Source organism: Serratia sp. CoH_122_TC_1, assembly GCF_058191755.1.
The window spans coordinates 99,205-117,288 of record NZ_JBXWLA010000017.1 but is presented as its reverse complement, the minus strand read 5'-3'; the positions used below and the strand labels follow the sequence as shown (position 1 = coordinate 117,288).

The following is an 18,084-nucleotide window of genomic DNA, read 5'->3' as shown; positions in this document are numbered from 1 at the left end:
CTCAAAGGAAAAACCATGTCCAGGACTCCCTATTCACGGTTACGCATCGAGGGCTTCCGCAAAGCAGAGGCTTCCCTGAGACTTGAAGGAATGGACCCCAGAGGTACGCCGCTCTATGAGTCCATTAAAGCACGTATTATTTCAGGTGAGCTGACGTATGAGCAGGGGCGTTCAGAGATTCTTGCATACTACACAAAAGCAGATACCGCCGGGCCTGCGACAGTGGGAGAAATGCTGGCAGAGGAATTTTTAAAACCACTGAACATGTCTCATGATGAACTGGCGGAAGCGATGGGTATCTGCAAGCAGTATATTGACGATATTATCTGCGGTTTGCGTCGTCTTACGGATGATGATGCTCGCGTTCTTGCTGACATATTTGGAACTGATGAGGACTTCTGGTGCAATCTGCAGGTGCTACAAGATCGCCCAGAGCAACGGCGTAAATAATCAACGGGGAGCAGGTCAGCCCCTCAAGTGTCATGAAATTCGACCCTTTTGCTAAGCCTTTCCTCAGAGTAAAGTTCTCGTTAGAAACTGGCAGTGTCTCAAAATCCATCCACAAAACGGTGGTTTTCCGAACGTAGTAAAAAATGACATCCGAGACTATCCGAACCCTAATTGTCGCGTTAACATTCTCGTCAAGTCTTCAACGCCCCGGTTGTGTCAATGAAACAGTAAATTGGCTACGCACGGTCGACGTGCCACCGCGCTGATCGTCTCGCCACCCGAAATGCTCTTGGCCACAATCGACGCCTTCACGACATTCAGGCCAGTGCCGTCGGCGAAAATATGCTCACTCGCACTCCCGCTTAATCTCTCTTATGATGTGAATTGGAGATTAATTAGGGGGTGGGATGTTGGACGTCGACAAAAAACGCGAAGCAACAGCTTCAATTAGGGGCTATTTCTACCAGCTCGATGCATCGTTACTCGAAATCCTGAACGCGGGCCTAAACGAGAGCATTGTCATCGAGGGCATTGAAGACTTCGACCGCTACACCGATGAAGGCGTCATTTACGGCCAGGTAAAATACTACGCGGAGCAGAACCTGACAGACTCGGTACTGCGTGATCCTCTGCATAAGCTCTTTGTTCATTTCCATGGGCTCGAAGAAGCACAGCGGGCAGGCCGAAAATACCTGCTGTACGGGCACTTTTCGGAAGTTAAGATCGATATTGGTGAGCTTTCCGTCGAGCGCTTTAAATCGGTGATGGAATACCGAAAGGAAGTGAAGACTGCTGACGGTACAAAATCCTACGAAAAGAAGTCGTTGCTCGACGGCATGGCCGCGCCAGATGGGCTAATTGAGGTGTTCTGCAAGAGCTTCAGCATACAAATCTCGACGGAATTTTCTGAACATCGCAATCTCGTCATTGAGGCAATACGGAAAAACCAAAACGTCTCCAGGTTTGAGGCCGAAGGTTTTCACTATCCAATGGCCTTCGACTACATCGCCACACTCGCCACAAAAAAAGATCACAACGACCGCAAGGCCACCCGTCTTGATCTGCAGGAACTGCTCAAAGGCACTCAAGCTATACATAATCGTTGGCTTCTTCGGGAGAAGGATGCAAGCGAGTACGCGAAGCATATGAAACGCCTGTACTTCTCGCTCACGAACGGCGCAGGAATCGTCCGTGCTTTCATCATTGAATGCAATGCTGCAACCGACGGTTCGGTTGTCTACGACCAACTCAAAGCAATCGGCAACAACTGGAGTTCGGCTAAGCAGCGCCGCATCCAGAATTCCGAGCGCTACGCGCCATTCATTCTGTTACGCGGCGCGGATGAAAAACTCATCGTGCAAGTGAAGAACATGCTTTTCGATACTGGAACAGTTTTCGTAGATGGTTTCCCATATCGCGGATCGCCATTCCGCATCGATCACGTTCATAGCCAGCAGACCCAAGAGCACCAAATCGAAATTCGTTTTGTTGACGACGTTGACCAGTTGCTGGAGGTCCTCGATGGGGTGGGGCGGAAGTTATGCCATATATACGACTTCTTCCTTGAATGCCCTATAACCATGGTGCTGCCTGATCCAAAGAGTCGGATGTATTCGATTCCCGTCAGTAGTATCTCCACAATCACGAAAATTATCTAAGGACGAACAATGACTGAAAAAATCGCCAATGCTGAGGTTGTCGCCGTTTACCCCAACAAAGTCAGAGTAGCTGTCGATGATCTTTTGAACTTCCAGGCGGCTGGAGAGTCTCTTCGTGTTGGGTCCTTTCTCAAGGTGTCGGACAACGACAACGTTTCTCTCATCTGCATCATCGAAAGCTTTTCAATCGAGATGAAAGAGGTGAAAGGTGACGGCAGCAGTGACTACAAGCGCGTTTATATGATTGATGCGTATCCTCTTGGGACCCTTAAAGACGGAAAGTTCAATCGCGGCGGTGACGAACTCGCCATTCCACCAAAGAAGGTCGTCCCGGCGACGAAAGCGGAAATCGCAGCCATCTATGCAGACAGCTATGCTGCTGAAGACCGCTTTTGCTTTTCGTCATTGACCAGGCAACGTGATATCGTTGTTCCTGTTCATGGCGACCGGTTTTTCAACAAACATATTGCTGTTGTCGGTGCTTCGGGATCAGGAAAATCGTCGAGTGTGTCGTCGGTTCTGCAAAGGGCTATATCAGCCAAAACAGGCGAATACCAGGGCCTCAACAACTCCCATATCCTGATATTTGATCTTCATTCCGAATATGCCGCAGCGTTTCCGAAAGCAAATGTCATTACCGTCGATGATCTCGTCCTGCCATATTGGTTGCTAAACGAAGACGAGATGGAGGACATGTTTCTGGAGTCAGGTGACAATAACAATTACAATCAGGAGGCATTGCTGCGGCAGATTGTTACTATCGCAAAAAAGATCAGTAATCCTGATGTAGAGAAGGTCAATTTTGACAGTCCACTTCCATACGAGATCAATCATGTAGCGAATGCGTTCAGAAATCTCACCAGAGAGACAAAGAACGCTGACAATTCTTTGCTGATCAAGTTCAAGGACAACACGGAAATCGAATTCCCTGACGTCGATGCCCAGATCGAACACTATTGCATGGAATTGCGCGATTTCGCGACGACAAAACGTAGTGAGATTAATAAAGGGCCGTATGCCGACGGGACAATCGACAAGTTCGAACGACGAGTCAGATCAAAAATCGCGAACACACGCCTAGGGTTTATTTTCGGTGAAAAGGCTAAGAACGCTTCTTTGGAGGATGTTCTTAGACAGTTCACTGGCTACAACGCGGGAGGTGAGTCGAATGTCACCATCATCGACCTTAGCGGCATCCCTTTTGAACTGCTCAGCATCACCGTTTCGCTCATCTCACGTCTAATGTTCGATTTTTGCTACTATGCCCGGCGCGTTGAAAGCAAAACCGAACAGCCTTTCCTGATGGTCTATGAGGAAGCGCACAAATATGCGCCGAAGAGCGGTCTTTCCCGCTATAAGGCTTCACTGGCTGCTATCGAACGCATAGCCAAAGAAGGCCGAAAATACGGCATCAGCCTACTGATTTCTAGCCAGCGACCGTCTGAAATTTCAGAAACTATTTTTTCGCAATGCTCCAACTTCCTGGCGATGCGTCTTACTAATCCTGATGATCAAAGCTATGTCCGCCGACTACTGCCTGATACGCTTGGCAATTTGACCGAGGGAATGCCCGCGCTAGAGCAGGGGGAGGCGCTTCTGATCGGGGACGCCGTCATCATGCCGTGTGTCGTGTATGTTGAGAAATGCGACCCCGAACCCTCGTCCAGTGACGTGAAATATCTCACGCTCTGGAAAGCGGAGTGGAAGAAGATCAACTTCAAAAAGCGTGCCGATAACTGGCGAGGGTGACGGGTGCTGATCAAGGATCACAGGTCCAGATTGTCGATATGGATAAATGATTCGAACCGAATGAAACCGGGCTGCCCCGGGGTTCCGTGAACCCCAAACCCGCCAGACCGCCGCCGGCTCCGGATGTGACGTTTCGCCCGAAGATCGGTGAGTGGCAGCTTTCCCGCACTCATAGATCAAGACCTGCCGCTCCCCATATGATCGCGAACGGCGGGTTTGTCCCCAAGGTCGGGCCATATTTACAACTCCTGCCTTTAGTCGTGGCGAGTCGTTGTTGGATGGCAATAGGGAGCGTCTCTAGGTCGTTAGCTCGAAGTATGGTATCAACCATGGCATTATTGATTTATGGTTTTATAACATATTGATAAATATTAATTTTATGAGGCTAAAAACAATCGAGTGGGAATAATTCGGTCGCTGGCTTAGGCTGGCACTGAATAATAAAAAATACACTTAAGCCCGCGTAACTGCGGGCTTTTTTTCATCTGGCATTTTTTGGCAATCTTTTACATCACCAATAATCCCTTTTTATGGCTGGTGGATTGTATTTCCTGAACCTGATGTCATGCGCTTAGCTTGATAACCTGATCGATTTTGAATAGTCGTCCGCAATGACCGCATCATAAGGCCTCCGTATTAAACTCCTCTCTTTCAATTTTTTAAAGGGCAGGTCGTTATCCAATAAACCCAGTTCATAAATATATTTGTCGGCATACCCGCTGACTAACACCTTCCAGTTAAATTTTATACTGGGGGACACTGACGCGGCGTGATGTAAAATATTGGTGGTACAGTTATTATTAAAGGTATTGTAAAATTCAGGTTTCAGGCTCAGTTTCTCGATGCGCCCTAAATAGTTTATAAAAAGAGCCTGTGCCGTTTCTGCAGGGATCTTGACAGAATAAAGATAAACCCGCTCTTTTCTCACGTCCGTTCTGACACCAATCAAATCTCTTTCGTCTGCAAGAACATAAGTGAGCGTGTAGTGCTTGAAAAAACCTCGCCATGTGGAATAGATTTGATTGATTCTGCGCCGTGTTTCGATAGATATAGCCAAATGGCGACCATCTTTAAAACCAAAACTGAGAAAAAGATGGGCAATACTATCGCCGGACCAATAAGACGAAATAACATCAACTGACGTCAGTTCATCTATAGTGAATTCATCATCATACCATGACGGCAGATAGTCATCTTTTGTCCCGTTGTATCTGAAATTTCTGATGTTGCGCAGAAATACCTTACCGCCGCTACGCCACTCAACCTGAGGTAATTTTGCATACTCGAGAATGCAATCGAGCTCATTGCTTGGTGTTGCTGATGTCAATCCGGGTAAAATTGGCATAAGTGTTATTCACCTTTGTTATTTAAGAGCTCGGGGCGGTCGTCGATGGGCATACTCTTTCCATGAATTTTTTCCTCACGCCATTGTTTACGTAAAGCAAACATTTTTCTCACCACGCGTTTTATGGTGGCTATCCAACCCGCACGACGAGGGTCTGCCAGCATGCTTAATGCACGTGCATAATCCAATGTGAGTCCTGGCGTCCAGGCCATTGTTTTGGCCCGCTTGCGAATTTGTACTGCCACCCACAATTCGGGAGTGGTGAGGACTTTACTAAGGACCCACCAATGCCCTCGCTTGCCCCAGATCCTACCTATCACGCCTTCAAGTGCGGCCTCAAGCCCCCGTGAAACGCTGCTTGAGCAGTTTCGATGTGTGAGGTTATAAGTCGCATCTCGCTGATAAGCATCCCAGAATATTTGCAAACTCTGAGCATCGTAGTTTCTGATCCTCACTTTTATGGTTGAGTGGCACCATTTATTCGCTTCAGTGGCATAGTCAGATTGAAAAACGCCGGGCACATCATTGTCGGTGGTCGCACGCAGCAGCCGGCTAAATTGATCCGGTGAACGGTCAAGATCTTCGGCGGGATACAGGCTGATATACACGCCTTCTGGTGATTCCAGGGCCGCGTGACCGGTTGAAATTACGCCATTTCTGTCAACAGCAGCAATATAGCGATCAATAACAGGATGAGGAACGACGGTACTCTTTGATGTTCCTGCAGGCGTCCAAACATGGACCGTGAGAGCCGGTTCACCATCTGCTGGTGGGCCATCCCACCATTCAACCAGTTGCGGATGGGTATCTACGCTACTCGCTTTGTCTGCTGCGGCGTCATCTCGGAAAGCAGGATTTGCTCGCATCTTTTTGACTCGCATCGCCAGTAATATGATATTCCAGCCACCAAAGATCAGCCCTAATCCCAAACAATAAGAGATGGCACCGACATAATGTGAGGGATAAGGTTGATAGAAGAAAATGGCGATAAGGACTTCGATGATACCGCCCGTTACGACCAGCTTCCATTTTCTAAAACGGATCACAGAAGCCGTGGTTATCTGTAATAATCCATCGGCCAAAAACAAGGTGCCAAAAATCATCGATAAAATAAAATGACCATGATCATTATATTGTCCGATGAGCACTAATGTTGCAGCCAAAGAAAATGCACCGCCTTTTACATAGCGTAAAGTACGCTGACCGCCGATCCCGGTGTGCGCGACCCCTAAGGTTGCCAGCCCTTCAATTAGCAACATTAAGGCAAATGGCTGTAAAGGAAAAAAGATGACATTATCCAAAGCGTCAATGAAAATGCATAGCCCGGCGATTACCCCCAGGCAGCCAGAAATCAACAGTCCTTTCCAGCGAGCACGTAAATAGTCAACGCCAAGTAAAATCATTACCAACTGAACCATAGTTTTCCCCGTCTAAACCATGTGTTATTTTTCAACGCGCAAGCCCATCTGAACATGGTTCGAACAGATATTTATGCGAGTGTTAAAAATAAAATCGTATTTCTTAATTGCTATTTTTCTTCTCTAAAAATCACATTGTTACTATTCGGTACATACTCAGTATTGATACGTTTGGATAAATTTTCCACACCGCACCTCATCGAATCCGAAGTGATGTTCCATGCGGTGGGGTGCCCTTAAAACAGAGCCTGCTTATTATTATAAAAGCCAGGTAAAGCTCGGTTGCCCGCATGCCATGGTTTCATCGAAAAGGGTTTGAGTTATGGTGTGATAGGGCATTGCTTTCTTGAGCATTTTCACGCTATTGATAATTGAGTGGGGATAATGTGGTTGCTGGCTTGCACTGGCTCCAAATAAAAAACACATCCACGCTAATGCATAGATATTTTTGTGGTATGAATTTGTGTAAGTTCACAGCGCATGTAAACCACAGCACTTTATATCTCTGTACCAGTGACGAGCTCGACGGAGGTTCCATGACGGCATTGCCAATACAAATATCATTACCTGGCGAGCTACACGCGTTTTTAAGGCCGCTGCGATCGGATGATGCGCATGCGTGGTCAGCCTATTTGAGTGAGCCTGGTGTCACTGAACATACGAGCTGGGGCGATGTCGGCCCGACCAGCCTGGATACGCTCATTTCGGACTATACCGAAGGCAAGAATGCACTTCGTTGGGCCATCGTGGATGCGAATGACAGTTTGCTCGGTACTTTGGGTTTGAACAACATCACCCGAGAACATGGTCGCGCTGAAATTGCCTACGATCTTGACCCTCGCCACTGTGGCCGGGGTTTAGCAACGGCGGCGGCGCGTGCCGTTATTGATTGGGCACACATGGCATTGGGCCTTCAGCGTGTGCAGGCTACCGTGCTTGATAGCAATCTATTATCGATCGCCGTCCTGGAGCGAGTGGGGATGCAACGCGAGGGATTAATGAGACAGTACCGTCGCGTGCGTGGGCAGGGCCGAGATTATTGGATGTACGCGGCTATTCATCGCGGGGAAAAATGAGGCGGCTGGCCTCAGTTTTCAGCCTGTTGGCTTTGCTCATCATACTTGCGCTGGCAGTCCTGAATCGCGTCTATATTCCCCAGCGTCCAATTGAACAGTATCGAGAACGGCCCTTGTAACGATTCACCGAGCGGCGTCAGTGAGTATTCGACGCCGAGCACCCGCCCATCCAACACCTTGCGCGTCACCATACCGTTGCGTTCCAACTTGCGCAGCGTCTGGGTCAGTACACGCTGGGTGACGCCATCCAGACGGCGCTTGATAGCGTTGAAACGCCGTGGTTCACGCAACACTTCCAGCACCATCATTGACCACTTGTCTGCGATCTGATCGAGAATAATTCGGCTTGGGCAATCGGCCCTGTAGATAGGATCGGTCTCTTTCATCGGTATCCTCCAGTATCCCTGGGATGGTTAAAGTGCGTAATTGACCCTAGGTATGCAAAGTATACCATGCGGTGAAGAGCACCAAAACGCGGTGCTCATTTCTCTCAAACGATAAAGGAAATTGACATGGCGGATACCGATTTTGACCGACTGAGTATTTCCCATAACGGTGGCGTGTCGACGGTTACGATCGACAATCCTCCGGTAAACGTTCTTGATGTGTCTCTGATGTCGGAAATCAGTCGCTTTCTGGTTTCTGTGCGAAATGATCCTGATGTGAAAGTGCTGGTTTTTCAGAGCGCGAATCCAGAGTTCTTCATTGCTCATGTCGATATGACCTTAATTGATGAGCCGAATGCCTTCGACGAGCTGGCGCGTAACGCGCCGGAAGGGCTAAACCCATTCCAGGCGTTCGGGGAGCTGTTGCGCAGCCAGCCGCAGGTCACGATCGTTAAACTGGCTGGGTTGGCGCGTGGCGGCGGTGCCGAATTTGTTGCGGCGGCCGATATGGCCTTTGCCGCTGAAGGGCGTGCAGGCCTTGCCCAGTGCGAAGCCTTGATGGGTATCACACCTGGCGGCGGTGCGACGCAGTACCTGACCAGTCGAATGACGCGCGGCCGCGCGCTTGAAGTGATCCTGGGTGCCGATCTTATTGATGCAGTGACCGCAGAACGCTACGGCTGGGTTAATCGTGCATTGCCCGCCGCCGAACTCGATGATTTCGTCACTCGGCTAGCGCGTAATATCGCGGCCTTGCCAGAAGGGGTTATCGCAGCGGCCAAGCAGGCGATGCCCGCGCCAGACTTGCGGGAGGGTTTTCATCGTGAACACGATGCCTGGGCGGGATTGTTTGCACGCCCAGCAGCGGAAAGGCTTATTCGCGGTGGGCTACAAGCGGGGGCCCAAACGCCGGACGGTGAGCGTAACCTTGAGGAGCTGCTGCGTAATCTTGGTGTTGCACGGGTCTGAACATCAGCCCCGTGCAGACAGGGCGTTTCGGCATGGGGCGTTTACGTAAAGCGTCGCTAGCAAGATACCCACTGGGTTAACAGTGCGTACAGTTTGGCAGGCTCCAGCGGCTTTCTTAATACCAGGTAACCTTCCTGCTCGGCTTCTTGCAGAATAGGGGAGTTGAACTCCCCACTGACCATCGCACCGCTGATATTCGGCAAACGTTCAAACAGCGCTTTCAGTATGTCGAAGCCGCTCTCACCAGAGCGGAGCCGCTGATCGCACAGCACGGCGAAGGGCCTGAAGCCTTCATCAACGATAGCGAAAGCCTCTTCGGCGGAAGCGGCGCAGCGCACGGTTATACCCCATGTGCTCATCAAGCTCGACCAGGCGGAGGTGACCAGCGGATCATCGTCCACGACCAGACAGGCGCCGGACAGGGGGGCATAGCGGGCAGGTGTGACGGTGTTTGAGTATGTGTTGGTGCTTTCTTGTCGTGGGTGTTCGCCGGTGTAGAGGGCAAAACGCATCCAGAAACGGGATCCTTTACCTTCAACGGAGTGCATGCCGTACTTCACCTTCATCAATTTTGCGCAGCGCGCCACTACCGCCAACCCCAACCCATGGCCGGCACTGTCGATTTTCCACGCCAGTTCGGGGCGATAATAGGGGGAGAATATTTTGCCTTTTTCTTCGTCGGCAATGCCAACACCGGTATCCCAAACCTCGATTAAACATTCCCCACCATGAGGGCGGATGGCTATCAGAACTCCCCCTTTTTGTGTGTAACGCAAGGCATTTTGTATCAGGTTAATCAGGGATTGTCGGATAAGTAATTGATCGCCCATGACGAGAACTCTTCGCTTTGGCCGCCATGTTCGCAATGATAGCGTCCGGCTGTTTGCTTCTTCACGAAATAGGGTAATGACGGAATCAAGCAGCGTTCCAATATCCACATGGGTGGTCGCTGTGCTGACGTTTCCGGATTCAATCTTGCTGAGGTCGAGTAAAGAATTAAACATGAGATGCACCGACCGCACGCTTTGTTGTAAATCCAGGAGTTGAGGGATAAGTGTGGTATCGCGATTTTTATGAATAATGGCTTCGATCAGAAAACCCATGGCATGCACCGGTTGGCGTAAATCATGGCTGGCAGTAGTAAGAAATTGATTCTTATCCAGCAATGCCTGTTCCGCTTCTTCTTTGGCCTGCCTAAATTGCTCCGCAAGACGGGAACTGCGCTCTTCAAGACGGGCCTGCTGGATAAAGAATTTATGAGAGCTAAGTGCATGACGGTAAATGGCGAATCCATAAAGCAAATTGAGCATCAGCACAATGAGCATGACATCGTTTAAACGCCAGATAATGCCAATATTAAGCATTCCCCAACAGGAGAAGAAGAAAAGTGTAAAGGTGCTAATTATTGGTGTAAGGTGCGTCGCATTTGCTGCGACGATTGCCGCGATACTGATGTTTAATAATAAGAAAAAATCAAAATTATTTATTTGTGGGGTAATTAAATATAATGATGAAATACCCAGCCCATGCACGAAGGCGACTTTATTAATATGGGGTAACCAGCGATTGAGAATAACCTCTGCATCTTTTTTCTTTGATTCATGTTGATAGCTGCGGTGCCAAAACCTAATGGCTAATGCGCAGAGAAAATACAACAGGATCCAGATGATGATGGGCCACAGGTTTTCCCTCAGCAAATAAATCCAGATCGCAAAAGGGATGCCAACAAAAGGCACCGCAGTAAAGCTAAAGACTAACCGTATAAACGTGTTGTCTAGCAGGCGAATTTGCGCGCGTGGAGAGATTCCATCATCTTGTAAAGATTGAAGTAGCTTCATGCTATTGGCCCGGTCTGCCATGCAGCAAGGTAATGGCTTCCACCCGGCTGCTAACGCCTATTTTCTTTAAAATGTTACCGATGTGTTCCTTGACCGTGGGTTCTGAAATAGAAAGCTCTGAGGCTATTCTTTTATTGGGGAAACCACGCATCATCATGGTTAATACATCCACTTGTCGTGGGGTTAAGTTGAATTTTTGTAGATGGTTTTGTGTGCTGTTTAGGCTGTTGTCATTATCAAGAGGGAACCACGGTTGATTATTCATAAGCGCGGTGACCGCGCTCGCAAATAATTCTGGCGTTTCATTTTTAAGCACGAAACCATGGCCGCCGGCATCACGGACTTTTTGCCATATTTCATTGTTCTCATCACCGCTGACTACCAGCAAACGCACGTTAGGGTAGAGCTGTTTGATCTCTTTGAGTAATTTTAAAGCCGTACCATCGGATAGCCAAAAGTCGATAACGATTAAGCCTGGGGCGCCATGTTCAAGAATGTGGCGATAACAGTGACCTTCGTTGGTCGCCACATGAACATGCTTAAATCGACAATGCGTATTAAGGAAATTGGCGATACCACTCGCCACCAAAGGATGGTCATCAACGACCAGTGCATAACCCTGCCCCAAAGCAATCTCCTTTCGCATAAACATATCAGAGGGGTTCTGATAATTTTTTATTATTGACCCTCCCTACTTTAGGAGGGTTTTTTCGTTTAGGAAAGAGAAATATATTATTCGGGGACTTTGATAAGACAAAACATAGAACCATTCAGCATTTGGATCTGTTTGGTTGAAAAGGATAATTTATGAGAAAACCACTTATTGCTTTGGCCGTTACTTTTCTGGTAGCCGGGTGTTCAACATTGAAAACCGATCAGGCAATACCGCTACTGCAGGCCGAAACGGCTAAAATGCTGGGCCTGGGATCGTCGGATGAAATTACCGTAACCAATGTTAATGGTGGCCAACCCGATGCATTGGGCGGACAAAAACTTTCTTACCGCGCGACCACGGAAAAAGGGCGTATTTTCGATTGCTCATCGCTGATGATGCCGGGAATCTTAGGCTCTGCGCCTTCGCTAAGCGCGCCGACCTGTACCCCGGTGGTCACACATAAATAACCCTTCTTAAGGCGCGGATTGGGGCAATCCAATAAGTTTGGTATCGATGTGTTAGCGCTGGGGGGCAATAAGCTGGCGCATCGATACCAATCAATCTGTGTTCGCGTATCGCGTTTCATATCTCCTCTAATACATTGAGTTTTTCATATAAATAATAACGTTGATGGCATCAAAGTAATGAGCCGGAGAGAATACATGAAAGATAAAATATCGTACCCTTTAGCGGTAAGAAAACCGCTTTCCAAGCTTTACCTCGCACTCTTTTCCGCACCATTGATATTGATCGGGCCTGTTGATATTGCACGTGCCGACGATGCTGTTTTTGATGGTGAATCCAAAGTGACAGAATCTTTAGCCTACACCGGGAATGTTTACGTCGGCCGCAATCAAAGTGCGAACCTGCTGATCGATAACGGCAAAATCAACGCCTATAACATCAATATTGGCACCCGTTCTGACGGCAAAATTTATGACAGCGTGGTAACGGTCAGGGGGCCTGATGCGGTACTGAGCGCCGTTAACGATCAATCCGTTTTGCGCGGCAGCCTGAATTTGGGTCTGGGGACATTACGGGTTGAAGATGGTGCACTCGCCAGTGCGAAAGAAATTATTGTCGGCACCACGGGCGGTTATGACAGCCATTTGAATGTTAAAGGTGCCGGCTCCAGGGTCATTAGCGACAGGCTTGGCATTGGTTTTGGTCAGGGCGCGCGATCCACCCTATTGATTGAAGACGGCGGGGTGGTAACAACAACCGCTGCAGCCAGGATCGACAGCGGTTTTATACCCGGCGAAGCTGACAAACTGAACCCTAAAGCCACGGTGACGGGCAATAACTCCCAGTGGAACATTACCCAAACGCTTACGGCTAACGGTGATGTGGACGTGCTAAACGGTGGAGTGGTCAACGTTGGCAGCGCAGAGATTGCCGGTGTTTCAGGTTCACGCAAAACCGCCGAGTTGTATATCGCTGGCGAGGGCTCGCGCTTTACCAGCGGCAGCAGCGTCAACGTGGGGGATTATGGCAACGCTGTGCTGTCGGTGGTAGACGGCGGCGTATTTTCCGCTGGCGCTAACGAGTTGCGGCTGGGGGATACCGGCTCCGGCTCGAACCGTGGCGCGTTAATCATCGGCAGCCGCGGCAATATGGATACCGGTACCGGATTGACCGATCCCACGATAGGTGCGGCGGGTGGTGCGGGCACCGTTGACACACAGACGACGATCAACCTGCGGGGTGGGCTGTTCGGCAGCTATGTGTACTTTAACCATACCTCCGACAACTACGATTTCCGCAACAAGATGGTTGGCGAAGGCGAGGTCATCAATACTGCCGGGCAAACGACGTTGAGCGGCGATCTTACCGGGCTCAAGGCCAATGTGGGCGCCCGGGGCGGAAAAATCATCATCGCCAGCGATATCAATACGCTGAAAGAAGACAACATTTTTGATATTCAAACGCTTAGCGCCGAAAATGGCGGCACGCTGATCCTCAATGCGACAGCCGGTTCCGATGTTAACAACGGTCAAGGTTACAGCAGTGCGGCCTCGATAAAAGCCGGCGGTACGCTGGGAGGCAACGGTACTCTGGGCCAAACGGAAATTCTGTCTGGCGGCCATATTTCGCCCGGTGACGGCAACATCGGCACCTTGACGCTGCAACGCTATCTGAACTTCATCGGTGAGTCCTTCTACGACGTCGATATTGCTGGCGACGGCAGCAGTGACAAATTGGTGGTCGCCGGGAAGACCACCATCAGTGATCAAGCCAAAGTTCAGGTGACTGCGCTGGATCCACAAACCAGCTATCAGACGGGCCAAAGCTACCGCATTTTAACGTCGCAAGGCGGAATTGACGGTCAGTTTGCTGAAGCTATCTCAAAATCTGCTTTCCTCGACGTTGCGCTTCATCACAGCGCCAACGCCGTGGATCTGACCATCGCGCAAAAGGGCGGCGGCGAGAACCCGGGCGGTGAAAACCCAGGCGGTGAGAATCCGGGGGGCGAGAACCCTGGCGGTGAAAATCCGGGCGGTGAGAATCCAGGCGGTGAGAATCCAGGTGGCGAAAATCCGGGGGGTGAAAACCCGAGCGAACCAGGTATTTTCCAGACGGTCGCGCAAACCCATAATCAGTGGAATACCGCGGGTGCACTTTCGTCATTGACACAAAGTGGCCCTTCACTGGCGCTGTATAATTCCGTGTTGTTATTGAGTGCACCGGAAGCGCGCGAGGCGTTCAATCAGTTGTCTGGCGAAGTGTATCCATCCATGCAGTCCAATTTGATCGCAGGCAGCACCATGCTGTTCAATGTGCTGAATCAACGCATGCTACGCGTGTTTGATAATGATCCGTTGCCTGTGCCGTCGCTGGCGATGACGCTGGTTCGGCCGGCTCAAGCTGAAAATAATGGTGTATGGGGGCAGACGTTTGGCTCATGGGCAAGAAACAGCGGAAATGAGAACGTCGGAAAACTCGATGGCAACACCAGTGGTTTCCTGCTGGGCGCGGATCATAAATTAGCCGATCACAGCGTTCGCGTTGGGGGATATTTTGGTTATAGCCGCGGTGATTACAAGATTGACAGCCGTCGTTCCAAGTCTGACAGCGATAATTACCACCTCGGCCTTTACGCCGCAGGGCAGCAGGATGCCTTCTCGCTACGTGGTGCTCTGGGCTACACCTGGCACCGTCTGGAAAATGAACGCAACGTTAACTTTGGCAATTACTCGGATCGGCTCAAGGCTGACTATGATGCAGACTCACTGCTGGCGTTTACCGAAGCGGGTTACCGTTTTGGACAATCGGATGCGAATATTGAGCCCTTCGTCAATCTGAGCTATATCCGCCTGCATACCGATAATTTCCAGGAAAAGGGCGGGGCTGCAGCACTTAGTGTACGTAATGACACGATGAATACCTTCTACTCAACGTTGGGTGTGCGCGGCTTCACCGAGCTGCCGAAGAACGTCAGCTTATACGGTTCATTAGGCTGGCAGCATGCCTACGGTGATAAATCCACGTCTTCACGTATGGCCTTTGCCGGCAGCGACGCATTTATCACCCAAGGCACTGCGGTTGATGACAACCTGATGGTGGCGGACGTCGGGGTGAGTGTGAAACTGACGCGTTCCACCACCTTGGATCTCGGTTATCAGGGGCAATACGGCGCTGATACCCAGGTGAATGCGGTCAATGCCAATATCAGATGGTCATTCTGATTTTCTGAAAAGTGAGGTATTGGTTAAAGCGGAATATCGTTGGGCAACAGACCCTCGTTGCCTGGCGATATCTCGGCGTTCTGGGGCTGGCCGTGGTCTTCGGACGTGGAGTGCTCTAGCAATTTGAATAAGGTGGTTCGCTCATCATGGGTTAAATCCCGCCACGCGCCCAGCGGCAGTCCTGTCAGATCAATATTCATGATGCGCACGCGCTCAAGTTTAGTGACCTCATAACCAAAATATTTGCACATGCGGCGGATCTGGCGGTTAAGCCCTTGTACCAATGTGATGCGGAATACCTGTTCGGTCTCTTTCTCCACCCGGCATTCTTTTGTCACTTTGCCCAGTACGGGCACACCTGCGCTCATGCCTTGAATAAATGCGTCGGTCAGCGGTTTGTCGACGGTAACCAGATACTCTTTTTCGTGATTGTTGCCGGCACGGAGGATTTTATTGACCAGCTCACCGTTATTGGTCAGGAAAATTAGCCCCTGAGAAGCCTTGTCCAGGCGGCCGACAGGAAAGGTACGTTGACGGTGGTTAACAAAATCGCCGATGTTATCTCGCTCATGCTTTCCCATGCTGGTGAGGATACCAACAGGTTTATTCAGTGCGATCAGCACCAAATCATCAGCATCACGAGGTTCTATCTGCTGCCCGTTCACCTTCACGCTATCCCCGAGAAACACCTGCGCACCTACGTCAGCCCGTTTGTCGTTGATGAAGACATTGCCCTGTTTGATATGACGATCGGCTTGGCGACGGGAACAGATGCCGCTGTCGCTAATGTACTTGTTAAGGCGAATGGATGAGTGAGTCAGCATAGTTACCCCGTAAAACGCGGACTATACCTTACCCGGGGTGTATTGCGAAGGCTACGCCAGTTCATCAACCTTCACCACACGCGTATTCAGCGGCGTCAGCGTTTGCCCGTCACTGCCCGTCGGCGTCATGCGCGGTATCGTTAACCCACTGTCGTTTTCTACCAGCGTTGACCTTGCTTCTCCCTCTTTAAACAGATAATCCTCACCCCACTGGCGCAATCCGACGATCACCGGGAACAGAGCTTGTCCCTTATCTGTGAGGAGATATTCCTGATAGGCGCTGCCATCCGAAGCAGGCGCAATTTCCAGAATGCCGTGCGCCACCAGCGTGCGTAGACGGGTGGAGAGAATATTCTTCGCCATCCCCAATCCCTTCTGAAACTCACTGAAGCGACGCACGCCGTCGAAGGCGTCGCGCACGATCAGCAGCGACCACCAATCGCCAATCACATCCAGCGTGCGCGCGACCGGGCACTGCGCATCTTCCATACTTTTACGTTTCACAGCGTTCAACTCCTGCAGCAAGATCTGGTTGCATTATAAAACCTCTGTGCGTAAAGTTCATTGGGTTTAATAATGAAACCACTTTGGGGTGAAGGATGAGTGATAAAGCACTGGATCCGGTCTGTACGTCACAGGGGGAAGTGCTGGGCCGGCTTCCTGCGTCGTTGGTGTTGTTGCTGGCGGGAGCCAGTGCCTTCAGCGTGGCAAACGTGTATTACGCTCAGCCTTTGCTGGACGCCATTGCCCACGATTTTACTATCAGCTTGGCCTCGGTTGGCATGGTGATCACCGCAACCCAGTTGGGGTGTGCGCTGGCATTATTGCTGGTGGTGCCATTGGGGGATCGGATTAATCGCCACCGGCTGTTGGCGGTTCAACAACTGCTGTTGATTGCTGCCCTGTGCGTGGTCGGCTGGGCGGACAACAGCCTGTTACTGCTGAGTGGCATGTTGCTGGTGGGGCTGTTTGGCACCGCGATGACGCAGGGGCTTATCGCTTTTGCCGCGACATTGGCAGCGCCGCATGAGCGAGGGCGGGTGGTGGGGGCTGCACAGGGAGGGGTGGTATTGGGCTTGTTGCTGGCGCGAACGCTTTCTGGCGCACTGGCGGATATGGGGGGCTGGCGAGCCGTCTATTTCTTCTCCGCTGCGGTAACCTTGGTTCTGCTGCCGGTGCTGGCGCGTTTGTTACCTGCGCCACGCACACCGCCGTCGACGCTCAGTTATCCGGCGTTGTTGCGTTCAATGCTGACGTTGTTATGGGGTGATCGCACGTTGCAGATCCGGGGTATGCTGGCGCTGCTGATGTTTGCGGCATTCAGTATTTTCTGGAGTGCGCTGGTACTGCCACTCAGTCAGGCCCCGTTTAACTTTTCGCATTCGGCGATCGGAGCCTTTGGTCTGGTGGGGGCGGTGGGTGCGTTGGCGGCGGTGCGTGCCGGGCATCTGGCCGATCGCGGTTTGGGGCAGGTGGCGAGCGGTGTCTGCCTGTTACTGTTGGTGGCGGCTTGGGTTCCCCTGAGCATGTTGAGTTACGGTTTGGGCTGGCTGATTATGGGTATTGTGTTGCTCGATCTGGCGGGTCAAGCCATTCACGTACTGAATCAGAGCCTGATTTTCAATGCACATCCGCAGGCCCACAGCCGATTGGTCGGTTGCTACATGCTGTTCTACGCCGTGGGGAGTGGGCTGGGGGCCTTCGCCAGCACGCATGCTTACGCTTGGGCGGGGTGGAGTGGTGTGTGTTGGCTCGGTGCGGGCGTTAGCCTGGTCGCCTTGCTGTTCTGGTGGCTGACATTACGCGGCATGCCGGCCTCAGGCGCGGTGGTAGAGCAATAACAGTTGGGAAATCAGTGCGTCGCACAGTAATTGCAATTGCGGCGCGCCGATGGTTATCCCACTCATTTCCCCCTCTTTCTCCTTAGATTTTGTCTGGTGCACCACACAAACCCAACCGCATGCATTAGCAAAACCGATTTAGCAATATAGCGGCACGGCCACTCATCAGCCGCAGCGGTCACATTTTAC

At 50.7% G+C, this 18,084-nt stretch carries 15 protein-coding genes; 8 read left to right on the top strand and 7 right to left on the bottom strand.

Annotated elements, in window-relative coordinates:
• Window positions 1-15: 15 nt before the first annotated feature.
• The 3 genes from AC2FC2_RS20630 to herA all read left to right on the top strand — a co-directional run bounded on the left by AC2FC2_RS20630 (window position 16) and on the right by herA (window position 3,857).
• The gene (locus AC2FC2_RS20630; protein WP_490659815.1) at window positions 16-450 is read left to right on the top strand and encodes a HigA family addiction module antitoxin; all 435 of its coding nucleotides are present in this window, start codon (window positions 16-18) and stop codon (window positions 448-450) included.
• 407 nt (window positions 451-857) lie between these two features.
• On the top strand, window positions 858-2,108 hold the full coding sequence (locus AC2FC2_RS20625; RefSeq protein ID WP_490659814.1) for a DUF4297 family anti-phage-associated protein: 1,251 nt from the start codon (window positions 858-860) through the stop codon (window positions 2,106-2,108).
• Between the two features lie 9 nt (window positions 2,109-2,117).
• Window positions 2,118-3,857, top strand: coding sequence for an anti-phage-associated helicase HerA (gene herA, locus AC2FC2_RS20620; protein WP_490659813.1), 1,740 nt, complete (start codon window positions 2,118-2,120; stop codon window positions 3,855-3,857).
• A 571-nt stretch (window positions 3,858-4,428) separates the two neighbouring features.
• Here herA and AC2FC2_RS20615 read toward each other — a convergent pair.
• Complete coding sequence (locus AC2FC2_RS20615; protein ID WP_265556687.1) at window positions 4,429-5,202, bottom strand: Lnb N-terminal periplasmic domain-containing protein; 774 nt, start codon at window positions 5,200-5,202, stop codon at window positions 4,429-4,431.
• Between the two features lie 5 nt (window positions 5,203-5,207).
• Window positions 5,208-6,620: an HdeD family acid-resistance protein gene (locus AC2FC2_RS20610; RefSeq protein ID WP_490659812.1), complete on the bottom strand. Its 1,413-nt coding sequence runs from the start codon at window positions 6,618-6,620 to the stop codon at window positions 5,208-5,210.
• A 536-nt stretch (window positions 6,621-7,156) separates the two neighbouring features.
• Between AC2FC2_RS20610 and AC2FC2_RS20605 the strand changes: the two genes are divergently transcribed.
• Window positions 7,157-7,696 carry a GNAT family N-acetyltransferase gene (locus tag AC2FC2_RS20605; RefSeq protein WP_490659811.1) on the top strand — a complete coding sequence of 180 codons (540 nt, stop codon included), beginning with the start codon at window positions 7,157-7,159 and terminating at the stop codon, window positions 7,694-7,696.
• 11 nt (window positions 7,697-7,707) lie between these two features.
• On the opposite strand, the gene AC2FC2_RS20600 is transcribed toward AC2FC2_RS20605, so the two are convergent.
• On the bottom strand, window positions 7,708-8,082 hold the full coding sequence (locus tag AC2FC2_RS20600) for a winged helix-turn-helix transcriptional regulator (RefSeq protein ID WP_209638309.1): 375 nt from the start codon (window positions 8,080-8,082) through the stop codon (window positions 7,708-7,710).
• A 126-nt stretch (window positions 8,083-8,208) separates the two neighbouring features.
• Between AC2FC2_RS20600 and AC2FC2_RS20595 the strand changes: the two genes are divergently transcribed.
• Entirely contained in the window at window positions 8,209-9,051 is an 843-nt protein-coding gene (locus AC2FC2_RS20595) for an enoyl-CoA hydratase/isomerase family protein (RefSeq protein WP_490659810.1), read from the top strand.
• 56 nt (window positions 9,052-9,107) lie between these two features.
• Here the strand turns inward: AC2FC2_RS20595 and AC2FC2_RS20590 are convergent, their stop codons facing one another.
• On the bottom strand, window positions 9,108-10,889 hold the full coding sequence (locus AC2FC2_RS20590) for a hybrid sensor histidine kinase/response regulator (RefSeq protein WP_490659809.1): 1,782 nt from the start codon (window positions 10,887-10,889) through the stop codon (window positions 9,108-9,110).
• A gap of 1 nt (window position 10,890) precedes the next feature.
• Complete coding sequence (locus tag AC2FC2_RS20585) at window positions 10,891-11,517, bottom strand: LuxR C-terminal-related transcriptional regulator (protein ID WP_490659853.1); 627 nt, start codon at window positions 11,515-11,517, stop codon at window positions 10,891-10,893.
• Between the two features lie 179 nt (window positions 11,518-11,696).
• Here AC2FC2_RS20585 and AC2FC2_RS20580 point away from each other — a divergent pair, with 179 nt between their 5' ends.
• Both AC2FC2_RS20580 and AC2FC2_RS20575 read left to right on the top strand, forming a co-directional pair.
• Complete coding sequence (locus AC2FC2_RS20580; protein WP_404760736.1) at window positions 11,697-12,011, top strand: putative periplasmic lipoprotein; 315 nt, start codon at window positions 11,697-11,699, stop codon at window positions 12,009-12,011.
• A gap of 195 nt (window positions 12,012-12,206) precedes the next feature.
• Window positions 12,207-15,230 (top strand): autotransporter outer membrane beta-barrel domain-containing protein, encoded by a 3,024-nt coding sequence (locus AC2FC2_RS20575; protein WP_490659808.1) that lies wholly within the window; start codon window positions 12,207-12,209, stop codon window positions 15,228-15,230.
• Between the two features lie 23 nt (window positions 15,231-15,253).
• On the opposite strand, the gene rluF is transcribed toward AC2FC2_RS20575, so the two are convergent.
• Together rluF and AC2FC2_RS20565 are read right to left on the bottom strand one after the other, a co-directional pair.
• Window positions 15,254-16,054, bottom strand: coding sequence for a 23S rRNA pseudouridine(2604) synthase RluF (gene rluF, locus AC2FC2_RS20570; protein ID WP_490659807.1), 801 nt, complete (start codon window positions 16,052-16,054; stop codon window positions 15,254-15,256).
• A gap of 51 nt (window positions 16,055-16,105) precedes the next feature.
• Window positions 16,106-16,558 carry a winged helix-turn-helix transcriptional regulator gene (locus AC2FC2_RS20565; protein ID WP_490659806.1) on the bottom strand — a complete coding sequence of 151 codons (453 nt, stop codon included), beginning with the start codon at window positions 16,556-16,558 and terminating at the stop codon, window positions 16,106-16,108.
• 95 nt (window positions 16,559-16,653) lie between these two features.
• Here AC2FC2_RS20565 and AC2FC2_RS20560 point away from each other — a divergent pair, with 95 nt between their 5' ends.
• Complete coding sequence (locus AC2FC2_RS20560; RefSeq protein WP_490659805.1) at window positions 16,654-17,895, top strand: MFS transporter; 1,242 nt, start codon at window positions 16,654-16,656, stop codon at window positions 17,893-17,895.
• Window positions 17,896-18,084: the final 189 nt, after the last annotated feature.